This is a genomic window from Salinibacterium sp. SWN167 (assembly GCF_015864665.1).
GTDB lineage: Bacteria > Actinomycetota > Actinomycetes > Actinomycetales > Microbacteriaceae > Rhodoglobus.
Genome location: NZ_JADYWU010000001.1, coordinates 1,605,612 through 1,621,663, shown reverse-complemented (window position 1 = coordinate 1,621,663; position 16,052 = coordinate 1,605,612). Strand labels below are relative to the sequence as shown.

General features: G+C 61.1%; 14 protein-coding genes. 2 read left to right on the top strand and 12 right to left on the bottom strand.

What is annotated here, in order from left to right:
- Window positions 1-170 precede the first annotated feature (170 nt).
- The 5 genes from I6E60_RS07775 to I6E60_RS07755 are packed head-to-tail and all read right to left on the bottom strand — an operon-like array spanning window position 171 to window position 5,350.
- The gene (locus I6E60_RS07775; protein ID WP_197124466.1) at window positions 171-1,013 is read right to left on the bottom strand and encodes an ABC transporter ATP-binding protein; all 843 of its coding nucleotides are present in this window, start codon (window positions 1,011-1,013) and stop codon (window positions 171-173) included.
- On the bottom strand, window positions 1,010-1,864 hold the full coding sequence (locus I6E60_RS07770; protein ID WP_197179602.1) for an ABC transporter ATP-binding protein: 855 nt from the start codon (window positions 1,862-1,864) through the stop codon (window positions 1,010-1,012). Before I6E60_RS07770 ends, I6E60_RS07775 begins: the two co-directional genes overlap by 4 nt.
- Window positions 1,861-2,715, bottom strand: coding sequence for an ABC transporter permease (locus I6E60_RS07765; RefSeq protein WP_197179600.1), 855 nt, complete (start codon window positions 2,713-2,715; stop codon window positions 1,861-1,863). The genes I6E60_RS07770 and I6E60_RS07765 overlap by 4 nt, the downstream gene beginning before the upstream one ends.
- Window positions 2,712-3,773: an ABC transporter permease gene (locus I6E60_RS07760; protein ID WP_197124461.1), complete on the bottom strand. Its 1,062-nt coding sequence runs from the start codon at window positions 3,771-3,773 to the stop codon at window positions 2,712-2,714. Before I6E60_RS07760 ends, I6E60_RS07765 begins: the two co-directional genes overlap by 4 nt.
- A gap of 14 nt (window positions 3,774-3,787) precedes the next feature.
- Entirely contained in the window at window positions 3,788-5,350 is a 1,563-nt protein-coding gene (locus tag I6E60_RS07755) for an ABC transporter substrate-binding protein (protein ID WP_197179598.1), read from the bottom strand.
- A 113-nt stretch (window positions 5,351-5,463) separates the two neighbouring features.
- On the opposite strand from I6E60_RS07755, the gene I6E60_RS07750 reads away from it, so the two are divergent.
- Window positions 5,464-6,072 carry an Lrp/AsnC family transcriptional regulator gene (locus I6E60_RS07750; protein WP_307841798.1) on the top strand — a complete coding sequence of 203 codons (609 nt, stop codon included), beginning with the start codon at window positions 5,464-5,466 and terminating at the stop codon, window positions 6,070-6,072.
- A 3-nt stretch (window positions 6,073-6,075) separates the two neighbouring features.
- Here the strand turns inward: I6E60_RS07750 and I6E60_RS07745 are convergent, their stop codons facing one another.
- The gene (locus I6E60_RS07745; RefSeq protein ID WP_197179596.1) at window positions 6,076-6,825 is read right to left on the bottom strand and encodes a hypothetical protein; all 750 of its coding nucleotides are present in this window, start codon (window positions 6,823-6,825) and stop codon (window positions 6,076-6,078) included.
- A 273-nt stretch (window positions 6,826-7,098) separates the two neighbouring features.
- On the opposite strand from I6E60_RS07745, the gene I6E60_RS07740 reads away from it, so the two are divergent.
- On the top strand, window positions 7,099-7,737 hold the full coding sequence (locus tag I6E60_RS07740; RefSeq protein WP_197179594.1) for a PadR family transcriptional regulator: 639 nt from the start codon (window positions 7,099-7,101) through the stop codon (window positions 7,735-7,737).
- 50 nt (window positions 7,738-7,787) lie between these two features.
- Here the strand turns inward: I6E60_RS07740 and I6E60_RS07735 are convergent, their stop codons facing one another.
- The 6 genes from I6E60_RS07735 to aceA form a co-directional block, all read right to left on the bottom strand.
- A complete protein-coding gene (locus I6E60_RS07735) occupies window positions 7,788-9,470 on the bottom strand; it encodes a bifunctional 3'-5' exonuclease/DNA polymerase (protein WP_197179592.1) in 1,683 nt (560 codons plus the stop codon).
- A gap of 36 nt (window positions 9,471-9,506) precedes the next feature.
- Entirely contained in the window at window positions 9,507-9,914 is a 408-nt protein-coding gene (locus I6E60_RS07730; protein ID WP_197179590.1) for a DUF779 domain-containing protein, read from the bottom strand.
- 83 nt (window positions 9,915-9,997) lie between these two features.
- Window positions 9,998-11,521, bottom strand: a complete 1,524-nt coding sequence (locus tag I6E60_RS07725) for an aldehyde dehydrogenase family protein (RefSeq protein WP_197179588.1) — start codon at window positions 11,519-11,521, stop codon at window positions 9,998-10,000.
- 135 nt (window positions 11,522-11,656) lie between these two features.
- On the bottom strand, window positions 11,657-12,949 hold the full coding sequence (locus I6E60_RS07720) for a helix-turn-helix domain-containing protein (RefSeq protein WP_197179586.1): 1,293 nt from the start codon (window positions 12,947-12,949) through the stop codon (window positions 11,657-11,659).
- 60 nt (window positions 12,950-13,009) lie between these two features.
- Window positions 13,010-14,629: a malate synthase A gene (gene aceB, locus I6E60_RS07715; RefSeq protein WP_231601160.1), complete on the bottom strand. Its 1,620-nt coding sequence runs from the start codon at window positions 14,627-14,629 to the stop codon at window positions 13,010-13,012.
- Window positions 14,630-14,692: 63 nt separating this feature from the next.
- Complete coding sequence (gene aceA, locus I6E60_RS07710) at window positions 14,693-15,994, bottom strand: isocitrate lyase (protein ID WP_197124446.1); 1,302 nt, start codon at window positions 15,992-15,994, stop codon at window positions 14,693-14,695.
- Window positions 15,995-16,052: the final 58 nt, after the last annotated feature.

The window sequence follows — 16,052 nt, the reverse complement described above, 5'->3', positions numbered from 1 at the left end:
CTTCCCCATCGACCCACGAACGGTGCCTGTGACGGCACGGAGCTGTTAAATTGTGCGGCGAACCGCTTGGGGACATTATCCCCGAATAATCCGCCAAAACACAAGCGTGTAGTTACATTTACGCAATTTGGGCGCAATCGTACCCACGCGAGAGGAACCGCTGACGCGGATTATGCGCGGTCGAGGGCCTCGGGAAGCGTCATCCGCCACTCTTCTGGAGCGTCTGCCGCCGGTGCAGCAGGCAGGTTGCCCTTGCCGTCAGGCTCGGGAATCGCCGAGATGAGCGCTCGCGTGTACGGATGCACTGGGTCATTCCAGATCAGATCCGAAACGCCAGATTCGACGATCTTGCCGCGGTACATCACCACGGTGCGGTCGGCAATGAGGCGCACGATAGCGAGGTCGTGGGAGATAAAGAGCAACCCGGCGCCAGCATCGAGCGCGAGCTTGCGCATCATGTCAGCGACGGATGCCTGGCTCGACGCATCCAGAGCAGAAATCGGTTCGTCGGCGACCAAGAGATCGGGTCGCGCAGCCAAGGCGCGAGCGATAGCGACACGTTGACGTTGCCCACCCGAGAGTTCGTGAGCGTAGCGCGCCACCATCTCGATAGGGAGCCCGACACGTTCGAGCCACTCTTCAGGCTGCGAGCCTTCATCGCCACGTTCAACGGCAGCGCGGATGCCTTCTGAGATCTGCTGCCCCACGCGAATCCGCGGGTTCAGGGATGAGTTGGGATCTTGGAAGACCATCTGGATCGACGTGAACTGTGCGCGACGACGGCGAACACCCAACAACGGAACTTCAGAACCGCGATAGGTCACAGCGCCCGCACGAGGCTTTTCCATTCCCACAACAGCGCGGGCCAAACTCGACTTGCCACAACCGCTCTCCCCCACGAGTGCCAGCACTTCGCCGGGAGCAATCGTGAGCGAAACGTGGTCGACCGCGCGCACGACAGTCGCACCGTGGTACTCGATAACGAGGTCTGAAACCTCAAGCAGTTCACTCATTCGCTTGCCTCCTCGAAGCCAGCAGCGCCCGGTAGTGACGCAAGCAGCTCGCGCGTGTACGCGTGCTGCGGGTTCACGAAGATTTCGCTTCGCACATTCGATTCCACAATCTCGCCATGACGCATCACCGCAATATCGTCGGCGATCGCGCTCATCACACCAAGATCGTGGGTTACGAGCAACACTGCGAGCTGGCGCTCATCGGCCAAGTCGCGCAGAAGGTGAAGGATGCCCGCCTGAACGGTCACGTCAAGAGCCGTAGTCGGTTCATCCGCGAGCAACACGATAGGGTCGCACGCCAAGGCAATGGCGATAGCGATGCGCTGACGCTGGCCGCCCGAAAACTGGTGCGGGTAGCGGGCAAGGGCTTCGGCCGGATTCGGGACTCGAACCCGGTCAAGCAGCTCGATAGCGTGAGCTCGGGCCTGCTTGCTAGACATCTTCATATGCCGCTTGACGTGGTCAGTGAGCTGTGTGCCCACCGTTAACTGCGGGTGCAGACTCGATGAGGGGTCTTGGAAGATCATCGCAATACGACGCCCACGAATTTCGTTCAGCTGCCGATGAGTCATCCCGACGAGCTCGGTATCTCCCAAACGAATTGAGCCCCCGACAACGGCGTTGCTCGGCAACAGGCCCAACATCGCGAGCGACGTGACGGTCTTGCCCGAGCCCGACTCCCCCGCGAGACCTTGGATGCGTCCGGGGGTAAGCGCGAGGCTGATGCCTTTAACGATGGACTTCACGTTCTTACGCGAGCCGATGCCGATCGTGAGGCCGTCGACCGTGAGCACCGGCGTGGTGCTTGCGGCTGCGGCATCCGCAGTCTGAGGTGTGGTGATGTCGCTCATGAGCGTGCCCCCGCTCGCGATACCTGGGAGGTGGGATCGAAGATGTCTCGCAGTGAGTCACCCACGAAGTTGAACGCCATAACGACGGTGAGGATGGCCAGTCCAGGGAACAACCCGATCCACCAGCTGTCGAAGTTTTGGATGGCGGCAGAAATCATGGAGCCCCACTCGGCCGTCGGCGGCTGAGCGCCGAGACCCAGGAACGAAAGACCAGAAAGCAACAGGATCGCGGTTCCCACATCGAGGCTCGCGAGAACCAGAATCGGACCAACCACGTTGGGCGCGATATCGACGCGCAAAGTTTTGAACGGCGAGAAGCCCATAAGGCGGCCAGCCATGACGTAGTTCTGCGTTCGCAACCCCAACACGATACTTCGCGTCATTCGGGCATATTGCGGCCACGAGACCACAAACGCGGCGATGACGGCGTTGAAAAGCGACGGGCCAAGAGCGGCCGCAACGACCATTGCGAGGATGACCGTGGGGAACGCCATGACGAGGTCCGTCAGGCGCATGAGCAACTCATCGACCCACTTGCCGAAGTAGCCGGCAATGGCACCAATGAGGGTTCCCACGACGAGCGACATCAGCACGAGCATGAGCGCCAGCGGGATCGTGACGCTGGCACCGGTCATCAGGCGCGAGAAAATGTCACGGCCGAGAGCATCCGTACCCATCAAAGTGTCGATGCCGGGGGCCTGCAGTCGCGGCAAGTCTTGCGACAGCGGATCGAAAGGAACCCACAACCGCGCAGTGAAGGCGATGCCCACCCATGCGATGGCGATAACGGCACCAATGACGCCGAGCGGAGTAATCCACGCGGCGGGAATCTTTAGCCGACGCTTTCTCATGCGAGCCTCACCCTCGGGTCGAGTACACCGTAAAGAAGGTCGACGGCGAAGTTGATAGACAGGTAAACAACGCCAACGACGAGACCGACGCCCATGACGCCGGGCAGATCGAGGCTGGTTGCCGAGTTGTAGGCGTAGCTGCCGAGGCCGGGCCACGCGAACACTGCCTCGACGAGCACAGTGCCCGAGAGCAGCGTTCCAAACGCAAGACCCACGATCGTGAGGATGGGCAGCGATGCTCCGCGAAGCACGTACCCGAAGAGTAGGCGGGGACCGCTGAGCCCCTTGGCACGGCCGGCACGCACATAATCGGCATCCAACACCTCGAGCACAGAAGTGCGAACGAAGCGCGTCAGGAGCCCAATCGTGAAGAGCGACAACACAAAGACGGGAAGCATAAGGTGCGCGAGCGCATCAGTGAATGTCACCCACTGGCCGGCCAGCAGCGCATCGACCGTGTAAAAACCAGTCACGGTAGGCGGCGGCGCGAGAGCCGGCGAGAGACGCCCCGAACCGGGCGCGATGCGCAGTTGCAGGAAGAAGAAGTTGAAGCTGACCAGTGCCATCCAGAATGTGGGGATGCTGAGGCCGATGAGCGAAAACACGCGAACCAGTTGGTCGCTGATCTTGCCGCGGCGGTAGGCCGCAAGCGAACCGAGCGCAACACCAACACCGAGACTCACGACGATGGCCAGCAGCGCAATCTCGACCGTGGCGGGAACAGCCTGAGCAAGGTCGTCAGCCACCGGCTGGGTAGTGCGCAGGGAGATACCCATGTCGCCGTGGAACAGGCCGCTGATGTAGTTGGCATACTGCACCGGGAGCGGCTGGTCGAGGCCGCGCTCCTTGATGTACGCCTCGACGGTGGCGGGGTTGCTCGCCGCCCCTTCACCGAGCGCTGCCGCAATGGGGTCACCCGGCACCAGGTTCGCGAGAGCGAACGTGACAATAGTGACTCCGAAGAGGAGCAGGACTGAGGTTCCGAGGCGACGAAGCAGGTACCCGACCAGAGGTGATCTGGCCGAGTACCTGCGGGTCGCGCGGGGTGTATTTCCCACGCTAGAGATTCTTTCTACTTAGCTTGCAGTTCAGCGATGTCCATCGTCCAGGTGGAGTTATACGCGACTCCATCAATGTACGAGGCGGTCGCAATGTTCGAGCCAGGAACGATCAACGGAACATACGGTCCGCTCTGCTGGAGGGCCTCAGCAAAGTTGCTGAAAGCAGTCTCACGCTCGTCGAAGTTCGTAGCGTTCTCTGCTGCCGCAGCGAGGTTTACTACGTCAGTGTCCTGCTCGGCGGTCCAACCGGCGCGCAGTCCGACCTTCTGTCCAGCCGAGAACGGCAGGAAGTTGGCGGAGTCAGCGTAGTCAGGGCCCCAGAACCAGATGCTGAAGGCTTCGGTTCCGTTGACGTAGCTGTCGATCTGAGTGGTGAACGGCGCCGGAGCGAGCTCGATGGTGATGCCGGCATCGGCAAGCTGCGACTGAACGCGCTCGGCGAGAGGAGTGAAGTTCACGCCACCAACCGGGTAGTCGTTCGGGTATTCGAGCGTGATGCTCTCACCGTCGTAGCCGGACGCTTCGAGCGATGCTGCTGCAACGTCGAGGTCCTGCTCCACACCGTTCTCCAGCGCGCCGAGGAATGACGGCGGGATAACACCGGTTGCCTGCTCAGAGCCGGCACCAGCAAGTTCGAGCAGGGCCGGGTAGTCGAGTGCGTAACGAACCGCATTCGCGAAGTCGGCGTTGGCGGTAACGCCTCCTACCTCTTCGCTCTGGTTGATCAGAAGGAAGATCGTCTGAGCCGACGGGGTCGAGAAGATGTTGATGCCATCGCTCAGGCTCGCGACCTGGTCACCGCTGAGGTCAACGGCTACCTGCGAGTCATCGCCCTCAAGGTTGATCTTCTGGGTTGCGGCCTCAGAAACGTTGCGGATAACAACGCGAGTGAAGTCGATGTCTTCCTCACCGTTGTAGTTCTCGTTCTCGGTGAGCACTACCTGTGACTCGAAGTTGATCGAGTCGAGGATGTACGGGCCGGAGCCAGCCGACGTCTCGTTCAAGAATGCTTCAGCAGCATCCGAGTCATCAGTCGTTCCACCGTTTTCGATCACGAGGGCCGAGTTGAGGATGGCGAGCGACGGGTTCGTCATGAGGGCCGGGAGCTTAAGCGACGGGGTTTCTGTGCTGAGCTCAACGGTCATGTCGTCGATCTTGGTGACGGTGATGCCGTTCATCAAGAAGTTCGCCTTGCTCTCGGTCATTCCCGCAACGCGGTTGAGCGAGAACACGACGTCATCAGCAGTAATCGCCGAGCCGTCGGAGAAGACGCGACCGTCTTCGAGGGTGAAGGTGAAGACCGTCGCATCGTCGTTGGACTCGTACGAGGCGAGGCCGTTAACGGGGGTCGACTCGTCGGAGCCGGCAAAGTCGAGGAGCGTCTCGTAGAGAGCCTTCGACACCATGTAACCGGTCGGAACGTAGTTGCGTCCCGGGTCGCTGGTCTCGAGTGTGAAAGCGGTGTCAATAACGATGCTGTCGCTTGCTTCGGGTGCTGCTGCAGCGCAACCGGCGAGTGCCAGTGATGCAGTCAGTCCGAATGCGGCCGCTACGTAGCGGAACTTAGTGCGCAAAGGGAAACTCCTTGTGGTTATAGAACAGCCTCTGGACGGCTGTGCTTGAGATTGGCACAATTCCAGCTAGTCTGTCCAATCAATGGCCTAATCATTCAGACCATGGCTCAAACATGAGGGAGATTTCACTCAATATGTCCACCAAAGCCCCTACCGGCTCGTCCAGCACTGGACAATCACAGCCCGTATTGGACGAGATCAACCTGAAGATATTGAGCGAACTCCGCTATAACGGACGAATATCAATGTCGGCTCTTGCGGAGAAGGTAAATGTCTCGCGCGCCAATGTGTACACGCGCGTCGAGCAGCTCATGTCTGATGGCGTGATTACGGGATTCAGCGCCCGAGTCGATCCGGCAAAAACCGGGCTAGGAATTTGCGCGCTCGTGTTTCTCTCTGTGCATCCGCAGACCTGGGCAAGCTTCCGCGACCGCATCACCGACATGACCGAGATCGAGTCCTGCCGCATCACCACCGGTGAGCATGACGCCATGCTGCTGATTCGTGGACACGAAGTTGGGGCCATCCACGATTTCATTGTTGGAGTGCTTTCCGTGCTGCCCGAAGTGAAGTCACTTGAGACGGTGCTGGTGCTCGATGAAGTCTTTCAGCGCCCCTACCTGCTGCCGACAGATCTTCCGGAACGGCCGCAAGAATCCGCGCAGTTGGGACTTACCCGATTCACCCGCGCCGACCCAAACCGCGCCGGGCTCAACAACTAGTCCCTAGACGGCCTGCACGCAGACACTCTTGCCTGGAACACCGTCGAGAACAAACTCTTCAACAAGTTCGAATCGGCCATCAGCACGCGACCCCAGCGTGGTGCTGCTGTCGCCCAGAAGCGTGGCGTCACTAGCGATGACGTGGTGCACGAAAAACTCATCGAGCACGCCATCGCGGTAGCGCCCTACGCAGTGGCCTGACGTCACCGTGTCCCCGTAGTAGAAACCCCACAGCACTCCCGAGTTCTCAGAGAATTCGAACCGAGTGGGTTCCGCTGCAACGGTGCTCGCGCTCGACTCTTCGAGGATGAAGGTCGTGCCATCGAGCTGCGGTTGCGTGCGCAGAGCCGGGTCAAGTTCTGGCCACGCGGCGCAACGATCCGCTTCGACACAAATGCTGACCTGAGGTTGGCCATCCTTGTCAAAAGTTTCGTAGAGCTCGAGCGTGCCCTCAGCGTTCCATTGGATGGTGCTCTCGGCGTGGCCGAGCACGACCTCGCCACCAGAAACGAGCCGGTGCGCGAAGCTAATCGACACGACGTTTCCGCTTCGACGCCCGACAAAACGTCCCACTGAGACAGTGTCTCCGTAGTACTGGCCCCAAATCATGTGGCCGTCTTGGTGATACCGAAACCGTGTCGGTGATTCGGTAGACACAGCGCTGCCCGATGACGAAACTAAGACGAATTCGCGATCATTGATCGACTCGGGAACGGGTTGCGCCTCTGCTGGGGCCACTGATGCATCACTCACGCAGATGAGTATGGGCCGTGAGTCGGTCTGCGCGAAATCCGGCACGAAGAGTCCAGTTCATCTTGCCGTTGCGCTAGATGGATGGACATTCTCGTGCAGCCGAGGGCTTGTCGATGCGATTAATCCACCGGAGAAAATGAGCATCGCCACGACAAAGCCGCGAATTCGGCGGCGTGAAGAACTCGACACACCGCGGAACAACGGCCGCGCATCCGCCTCGTGGCTATCGTCGTTTAGTACATACTCAGTATCGACTTACCCGGAAGGTCTGGCATGTCAATCCGCCACAGCCTGCTGATAATTCTGGCGCAGGGCCCCTGTTATGGCTATCAGTTGCGTTCAGAATTCGACCGGCGCACCGGATCGACTTGGCCGCTCAACGTCGGACAGATCTACAACACGCTCGATCGCCTCGTGCGCGATGATCTCGTGACCAAAGCGAGCGCACCCCACGACGCAGACCCTGACTCCTCGCAACAGACGTATTACACGATCACGGATGCCGGAAAGATCGAAGCGGAACACTGGCTCACCACCCCGGTTGACAGCTACTCCGTGAGCCGCGACGAACTAGCAATCAAACTCGCAATTGCCGTAACTCTTCCCGGCGTCGATGCGCACGCCGTGATCGAACACCAACGCGAGGCGACGCGAGGCGCTGTTGACGCGCTCTCCCTTACCGCCGCAGTACGTGAGGATGCCCGCGACGCCAGTCAGTTCGCTGAGCAACTCGTCACCGATTCACTTTTCGCCCACGCCGAGGCCGAGTTGCGCTGGCTAGACCACGTTGAGGCGGCACTGACGACCGCCCAATCGCATGGCCTCGTTGACGCGTTTCCCCTGAACCTCATCAAGCCCAAACGGGGCCGCCCGGCCACGGATTCCCCGGCGAACGAAGCGGCGAACGTATGACCGATCCGAGGGACGCTGCCCGCTAAAGTGCCGCGGCTCCGTGCGCGCCGCTATTTAGCTTGATCGTAGCGATCGACGATGGCGGTCGTGAGCGGAAACGTGACCGGAATATCGCCAAACACAAGGCGTCCAGCATCTGCCGCTGCCACCGTAATGTGCTCGGCGACCCTGTCTGCGAGGTGGTCCGGAGCGTGCACCACGACCTCGTCGTGCAAGAAAAAAACGAGGTGGGGCGCATCGGTAAACCACGCGGCATCCGAAAGCTGACCAAGGCGATTGCGGATGCTCGCCATCCAGCAGAGCGCCCACTCGGCAGCGGTTCCCTGCACGATGAAGTTTCGCGTGAAGCGGCCCCACGACCGCCCCCGTTCTTGAGACGCCGCACGTTGAGCGGGCGACTGCGAATCGTCGTAAGTTGCCGCGTGGGTACCGGGAGGGGAACTGCGACCCAGTTGAGTGCTCACGACTTCGCCGCGCTCGCCTGCCCGAGCCGCCCGCTCGACGAGGGCAATCGCCTGCGGGTAAGCCCGCGCTAGCCGAGGCATCAATCGGCCGCTCTCCCCCGAAGTCGCTCCGTACATCGCGCCGAGCATCGCAAGCTTCGCGTGAGCACGAGTGTCGACCGCACCACTGGCCACAATGCCCTCGTAGAGGTCCCCAGAAGCCCCAGCAGCAACCATTCCGCGGTCACCGGCCAGAGCTGCCAGAATGCGTGGCTCGAGTTGAGACGCATCGGCGACCACAAACTTCCACCCCGGGTCGGCCTTCACAGCGCCGCGGATGAGGTGCGGTAGCTGCAAGGCCCCTCCGCCACTCGTCGCCCACCGGCCGGTAACGACGCCGCCGGGAAGATAGTCGGGACGGAAGCGCCCGTCGACCACCCACGAGTCGAGCCACGACCATCCATTGGCCGTCATGAGACGTTGCAACTTCTTGAACTCGAGAAGCGGTTCGATCACCGGATGCTTCAGCTGTTTGAGTTCCCATGAACGTGTTGTTGTGGCTTGAATTCCTGCAACGCTGAGTGCACGTAAGAGCTCGGCGGGAGATTCAGGTGTGAGTCGCGGCGAGTCGAGCAGGAGGCGGATCTGATCAACGAGCATCTGGAGCTTCACCGGGCGTTCACCCTCAACACTCGGTCGCGACCCCAACATCTCGGTCAGAATCTCGTCATGAGCTTCGGCACTCCACGGGAGGCCAGCAAAACGCATCTCGGCTGCGATGAGCGCGCCCGCAGACTCCGCCGAGAGTAGGCGTTGCAGCCGGCCAGATTCGGTTGAAGTTGCCACGGCATCGAGCTGACGTAAAAATTCAGCGAGTACGTCGAGTTCTGTGTCGGCAACCTGCGCCTGGTCATCGTCAAAGTCGAAGAGCGTCGAATGTTGCGGGGCACGGTGCTCGATGGGAGCTTCGACTCCGGCTTGAATAAGCGCATCCCAGCGGCTTGGCGGTGCCTGTGCCAGCGTTGACTCACGAGTGAAAGCGGAGTTACGGAGAATCGCGTGACAGAGCCGAAGGTCGAAGCACCGGTTCACTCTGACGTGGGCAGCCAAAAGCCCCGGGTACCAGGCTGCAGTGTCGTGCCATACCCAGCGAATGTCGGGCTCAGCGCGTTGGGACTGCACCACGAACGCCGCCACATCCTCAATCGCGTGCTCGGCAATGACCGCGCCGTCTGCAGCCACTCGGGTGGCGGTGAGGGTGCGGCCGCTAGTCGCGAGCACGAGGTACACATGACTAGTCTGCCCTGCGCCGCCGACAGCAATTGCCTAACTAAACGGTTCGGCAGTCTCCATGAGCGTCGAGCGAATCAAGAAACGCACTCCCTCCGGCGCCTCAAGAGAGAATCCGCTGCCGCGACCTTTGACAACATCAACCGTCAAAAACGTGTGGCTCCAGTAGGCGAACTGTTCGACCGACATCCAGAATTCGATCGGCTGCTCAGGCTGGCCCTCGGGCGCAATATCGAACACCCCCAGAAGAACATCGCTCGCTCCAGTGACGAACTCGCCTGCGGCAAAACACATCGGCGAGCTGCCATCGCAGCAACCGCCAGACTGATGAAACATGAGCGGGCCGTGTGTGCGCCACAGTGCTCGAAGCAAGTCGATGCTTTCGGCCGTCATGGCTAGGCGGGGTTGGGTTTCTCCCGGGATTACAACGCTTGCATTAATCATTTCCTGGCTCCTCGCCGCGGTAGATAGCGGAGCGGCGGCCAGCACGTCTGCACTGGCCGCCACTTCCTCATGCGATCCCTGGTTTAGAAGAATCCGAGCGCGTTCTCGGAGTATGAGACCAGCAGGTTCTTGGTCTGTTGGTAGTGGTCAAGGGCGAGGGCACTATTTTCGCGGCCGATTCCCGAGCTCTTGTAGCCGCCGAACGCGGCGCCAGCGGGATAGGCGTGATAGTTGTTGATCCACACGCGACCCGCCTGCAGGTCGCGTCCGGCCCGGTAGGCAATGTTGCCATTACGTGACCAGACACCGGCACCCAAGCCGTAGAGCGTGTCGTTGGCGATGGAGATACCGTCGGCGTAGTCGTCGAAGCTTGTTACCGCAACGACCGGCCCGAAGATCTCCTCCTGGAACAGGCGCATCTTGTTGTGACCTTCGAAGATTGTCGGCTGCACATAAAAGCCGCCACTCAGATCGCCACCCAGATCAACCCGTTCGCCGCCGAGCGCTAGTTTCGCGCCCTCCTGCTGACCGATGTCGATGTAGCTCAGAATCTTCTCAAGCTGGTCGTTCGAGGCCTGAGCACCCACCTGCGTGGCGGTGTCGAGAGGGTTGCCCTGAATCGCACGGCTCGTCCGCTCCACGGCATCGCCCAAGAAAGAGTCGTAGATCGACTTCTGGATCAGAGCCCGGCTCGGGCTCGTGCACACCTCACCCTGGTTGAAAGCAAAGAGCGCAAAGCCCTCTTGCGCTTTGTCGTAGTAAGCATCGTCGCGGTCCGCAACATCCTCGAAGAACATGTTCGGGCTCTTTCCGCCCAGTTCCAGAGTCGCCGGGATGATGTTGGCACTGGCGTACTGCAGAATCAGTCGGCCAGTGGTGGTCTCCCCCGTGAACGCGATTTTGCGGATGCGCGGGCTTGAGGCGAGCGGCTTCCCGGCTTCGACGCCGAATCCGTTCACGATGTTGAGGACACCGGGCGGGAGGATATCCCCGATGAGTTCGATGAGGACCAAGATCGAGGCGGGCGTCTGCTCCGCCGGCTTCAGGACTACCGCGTTACCCGCGGCCAACGCTGGAGCGAGCTTCCACACGGCCATCAGGATCGGGAAGTTCCACGGAATGATCTGCCCAACCACTCCGAGCGGTTCCTTGTAGTGATACGCCGTCATGTCGCCGTCCATTTCGGCGAAGTGGCCCTCTTGCGCCCGAATGGCGGCAGCAAAGTAGCGGAAGTGATCAGCCGCGAGCGGAAGGTCAGCGTTAAGTGGCTCCCGAATCGGCTTGCCGTTATCCCAGCTTTCGGCGACAGCCAGCATCTCGAGATTCGCATCAATGACATCCGCGATCTTGTGAAGAACCGCTGCGCGCTCGGTGGTGGAGGTCTTGCCCCACGCAGGGGCCGCCTTGTGGGCTGCATCGAGAGCCAACTCGATATCTTCCGCAGTGCCGCGGGCTACCTCGGTGAACGGGCGTCCATTGACCGGGGAGAGGTTTTCGAAGTACTGCCCCTTGACCGGAGCGACCCACTCACCGCCAATCCAGTTCTCGTAGCGTGGTTTGAAAGTCATGAGAGATTCGGGTGTGCCGGGGGCTGCATAGATGGTCATGAGCTGACTCCTGTCGACGTCATTGTCTGGGATGCGACGGCACAACTCGTGCCGTGGCCTGAACTCTAGGTGCGGGCAGGTTGCCGCAACGTTGCAACTTCTTGCGAAGCAGTCGGCGGCGAGGCAGCGAGGAAGTTAGGCGAGCTCGGCGTTGATACGTTCGAGGCGCGAGACGACCGAGGCCCGTTTCGGAGATTTGGCGGGCAATCGGGTGAGGCAGGCCGTCCACACTTCAACGTCGTAGGCGGCCTCATCGCTGCGGGCATAGGTCAGCAGCGTGTCGAGCGAGGCGTCGGTCAACATCGCGTCGCGCACCCGGGAGCAGACTTCATCCCGAATCGAACGAATACCGGGAGCGACAGAGCGGGGCAGCACCGGCCCCGAGTACCCGGCTAACGCCACACGATGCGCGCCGCGATCGAGAAAAGAGAGCACCCGACGAGCATCAAGATCGAGGGCTCGCGCGAGCTTATAGGGGCGCGAGGTCGGGACAAGGCTCGGATCAGCTTTCCCGAGCACCCGACGCAGTCTGACCATTTCGGGGCGAACCGTATCGACTGAGCACCCCACTAGTTCAGCGAGCCGCTCAGCAGAGAGCCCCGCGTGATGCCAGGCCAACAACACCAAAATCTCGGCATGGCGCACGCTCAGTTCGATTACCGTGCCTGAGAGTTCGAGAGCACCTCCCTCGAGGCCGAGCACAGAGAGTGCCGGCAGCGCTTCAGGCCGCACAACCGCGCGGTGAATGGTGCGCCGCGGACGAGCTCGCTCGGCATCGAGCGTTTGAATGCGCAGCTCAGACTCGACAGCGGCGACGGCGGCTTCCATGAGTGGGAGTGTCGCAGGCGCGACAGCGTCATCGCCACCCGTGATATCGATAACGCCGAGCATTGCGCCAGTTGACGGATCATGGACGGGAACAGCGGTGCAACTCCAGGGATGCACAATCCGATTGAAGTGTTCGGCTCCATGAATTTGGATGCCGTGGTCGAGAGCGAGCGCTGTGCCGGGAGCGCTTGTTCCCACGGCTTTCTCGCTCCAGTCCGCGCCTTCGACGAATAGCATGCCCTCCGCGCGGCGGCGGAGCGTGCGATCTCCGTCGATCCACAGGAGGCGGCCATCTTGGTCGCCGATCGCGACGATGAGGCCGGCGTCGAGGGTGTGACGAATAAGGAGGCGGTGAATCGTGGGAAGAGCAAGTGACAGCGGGTGAGAGTCTCGATACTCGCGCAGGTCGTGGTCGGTGAGTTGTCGCGAGTCGAGCGGCTGATCGGGATCAAGTTCGAGTTGCAGCGATCGTTGCCACGATTCATGTACCAAACGGCGAACGCCGGTGGCGACCGAACGATCACCGATCGCAGTGTTGTGCGCTTGCTCTACGAGGGCACGCGCGCTGGATTCAGCGGTGGACATCCACGGGCTAGCCACTGGCACTCCGATCAACGTTGGTCGAGTGCCCTCATAATACGCGGCTAGCCCATGGACGGGTCAGGCAGCAGTCTCGCGGGGCTGTTCTACGAGATAGCTGCTGTAGGCGCTGAGCGTGAGGAAGGTGGGGAAATCATCCTCAAGCGTCACTTCGCGGAACACTGCCGCAGCATCATCGAAGCGGTCGGCCGGGGTGCGCTCGAGCGTCGCGAACACGTGGGCGAGTTCTTCCTCAATGCGCCGGTGCGTGATGGGTGTACCCTCGGCGGTCACGACGCGCTGGTGCATCCACTGCCACAGTTGGCTGCGGCTAATCTCAGCGGTAGCAGCGTCTTCCATCAAGTTGTCGATGGCAGCGGCGCCGACTCCGCGGAGCCAGCTCTCGATGTAGCGCAACGCGATGGAGACGTTGGAACGCACTCCGGCATCCGTTACCGCACCATCGATGCGCAGGTCGAGCAAATCGTCGGCGGTCACGTGAACGTCGTCGCGCAGGCGGTCGACCTGGTTGGGACGCTCCCCCAGTACCGCGTCAAACTCGGCGCGAGCAGTGGGGATGAGATCCGGATGCGCGACCCAAGTGCCATCGAAGCCATCGGTGGCCTCGCGGCGCTTGTCTCGCGTCACGGCGTCGAGGGCGCGAGCAGTCACTTCGGGGTCACGACGGTTCGGGATGAACGCGCTCATGCCTCCGATGGCATGTGCTCCCCGCTTGTGGCAGGTCGCAACCAGTAGTTCCGTGTAGGCCCGCATGAACGGCACCGTCATCGTGATGGCGGAGCGGTCGGGGAGCACAAAGCTCGCCCCGCGACCACGGAAGTTCTTGATGATCGAGAAGATGTAATCCCAGCGCCCTGCGTTGAGCCCAGCGCAGTGCTCGCGCAGCTCGTAGAGGATCTCTTCCATCTCGAACGCCGCAGGAATCGTCTCGATCAGTACCGTCGCGCGGATCGTGCCGTGCGGAATGTTCAGAGCGTTTTCGGCGAACGTGAACACGTCATCCCACAGGCGCGCTTCAAGGTGATTCTCGATTTTAGCGATGTAGAAGTACGGGCCACTGCCGCGCTCGATGAGTTCGTGCGCGTTATGGAATATATAGAGCCCGAAGTCTACGAGGGAGCCGGATGCCGGCGTGCGCAACCCTGCTCGGTCGGTGTACCGGAGGTGCTTTTCTACCAGATGCCATCCGCGCGGTCGCATCACGATCGTTGGCGTCTCTTCGCCGAGAGCATAGGTCTTGCCCTCGTCAGTAGTGAAGTCAATCTGGCGACGGATCGCGTCGTACAGGTTGATCTGGCCGCCGATGACGTTGTGCCAGGTCGGGCTTGTCGCGTCTTCCTGATCGGCAAGCCATACCTTCGCCCCCGAGTTCATGGCGTTGACGGTCATCTTGCGATCTGTCGGCCCTGTGATCTCCACCCGACGGTCATCGAGTCCAGGACCGGCACCGGCAACGCGCCAGCTGTCATCCTCCCGAATCGCTGCCGTCTCCGGCAAAAAGCGCAGGTTGCGCCCGTTCGTGATGTGCTTGCGCGATTCCATGCGAGCCGCGAGGCGGTCATGGCGGCGACCAGCGAACTGGTCATGCAGCCGAGTGAGGAAATGCAGCGCATCCGGGGTCAAAATTTCGTCGAATCGTTCCTCCGATTCAGCGATCGGTTCCATTCTGCGAGTAGTCATAATCTGTCCTTAGAAAGTTGTGTAGTCGAGGGGTGGCGGTGCCGATTTAGTGGCGGTGCCTATTTAGTGGAATTGCGCCGTTTCGGTGCTGCCGACGAGGGCGAGGGTTTCGCTCGTGGGGTTGAGGGCCGTCGCGATGCGATCGAAGTACCCTGTTCCGACCTCGCGCTGGTGGCGCGTTGCCGTGTAGCCGTCTGCTTCAGACGCGAACTCTGCCTCTTGCAGTTCCACATACGCACTCATGTGACGCTCGCTGTAGCCCCGAGCAAGGGTGTACATCGAGTGGTTAAGGGCGTGGAACCCGGCAAGAGTGATGAACTGGAAGGCGTAACCCATCGCCGCCAACTCGCGCTGGAAGCTCGCGATCTGGTCATCGTCGAGGTGACGCTTCCAGTTGAACGATGGCGAGCAGTTGTAGGCGAGCTTCTTGCCGGGGAACTCCTTGTGGATGCTCTCCGCAAAGGTGCGCGCCAGCTCAAGATCGGGCTTCGCACTTTCCACCCAGAGCAGATCTGCGTAGGGCGCGTAAGCGTGGCCGCGACTGAGGACTGTTTCAATGCCCGGAGTGGTGCGGTAGAAGCCGTCACTGGTGCGCTCCCCCGTCAAGAATGGCTTGTCGCGGTCATCCACATCGTTGGTAATGAGGTCGGCAGCAAGCGAGTCGGTGCGAGCAATGATGATGCTCGATACCCCGGCAACGTCAGCAGCGAGTCGAGCAGCGTTGAGTGTGCGAACGTGCTGTGCGGTCGGGATGAGAACCTTGCCGCCCATGTGGCCACACTTCTTCTCTGACGCGAGCTGATCTTCCCAGTGAACGCCAGCCGCTCCGGCTTCGATCATGGAGGACATGAGCTCGTAGGAGTTCAGAGGCCCACCAAAGCCGGCTTCTGCGTCGGCCACAATCGGCGCCATCCAATCAATTTTTGGAGCGCCATCCTCGGCGGTCTCAATCTGGTCGGCCCGCATCAGCGCGTTGTTAATGCGACGCACAACGGCCGGAACGCTGTTGGCTGGGTAGAGGCTCTGGTCGGGGTAGGTCTGGCCCGACAGGTTCGCGTCGGCGGCGACTTGCCAGCCGCTGAGGTAAATCGCTTCGAGGCCGGCGCGCACTTGCTGCACGGCCTGGTTGCCGGTGAGCGCGCCAAGCGCGGCGACCCATTCGGTGTTGTCGCGCTGCAGGAGGTTCCAGAGGTTCTCGGCGCCGCGACGAGCAAGCGTGCGGTCTTCCCTAACACTTCCGCGGAGGGCAATGACGTCTTCGGCGCTGAAATCGCGTTCGATTCCGTTCCAGCGTGCATCCGTCTTCCACTCAGTTTCGAGTTCGGCTGCTGTCTGGTTTTGGTCGCCGGGGCGGTTGTTCGTCATTGCTGGCTCCTTCGTCAGTGGTTCATCGGTACTTCGTTTCTTCGACTCTGGTACCCCT

Bases quoted from the DNA above. Each gene is read 5' to 3' on its own strand.
- I6E60_RS07775 (WP_197124466.1), bottom strand. From the start codon at position 1,013: ATGAGTGAACTGCTTGAGGTTTCAGACCTCGTTATCGAGTACCACGGT.
- I6E60_RS07770 (WP_197179602.1), bottom strand. From the start codon at position 1,864: ATGAGCGACATCACCACACCTCAGACTGCGGATGCCGCAGCCGCAAGC.
- I6E60_RS07765 (WP_197179600.1), bottom strand. From the start codon at position 2,715: ATGAGAAAGCGTCGGCTAAAGATTCCCGCCGCGTGGATTACTCCGCTC.
- I6E60_RS07750 (WP_307841798.1), top strand. From the start codon at position 5,464: ATGAGGGAGATTTCACTCAATATGTCCACCAAAGCCCCTACCGGCTCG.
- I6E60_RS07740 (WP_197179594.1), top strand. From the start codon at position 7,099: ATGTCAATCCGCCACAGCCTGCTGATAATTCTGGCGCAGGGCCCCTGT.
- I6E60_RS07730 (WP_197179590.1), bottom strand. From the start codon at position 9,914: ATGATTAATGCAAGCGTTGTAATCCCGGGAGAAACCCAACCCCGCCTA.
- I6E60_RS07725 (WP_197179588.1), bottom strand. From the start codon at position 11,521: ATGACCATCTATGCAGCCCCCGGCACACCCGAATCTCTCATGACTTTC.
- aceB (WP_231601160.1), bottom strand. From the start codon at position 14,629: ATGACTACTCGCAGAATGGAACCGATCGCTGAATCGGAGGAACGATTC.
- aceA (WP_197124446.1), bottom strand. From the start codon at position 15,994: ATGACGAACAACCGCCCCGGCGACCAAAACCAGACAGCAGCCGAACTC.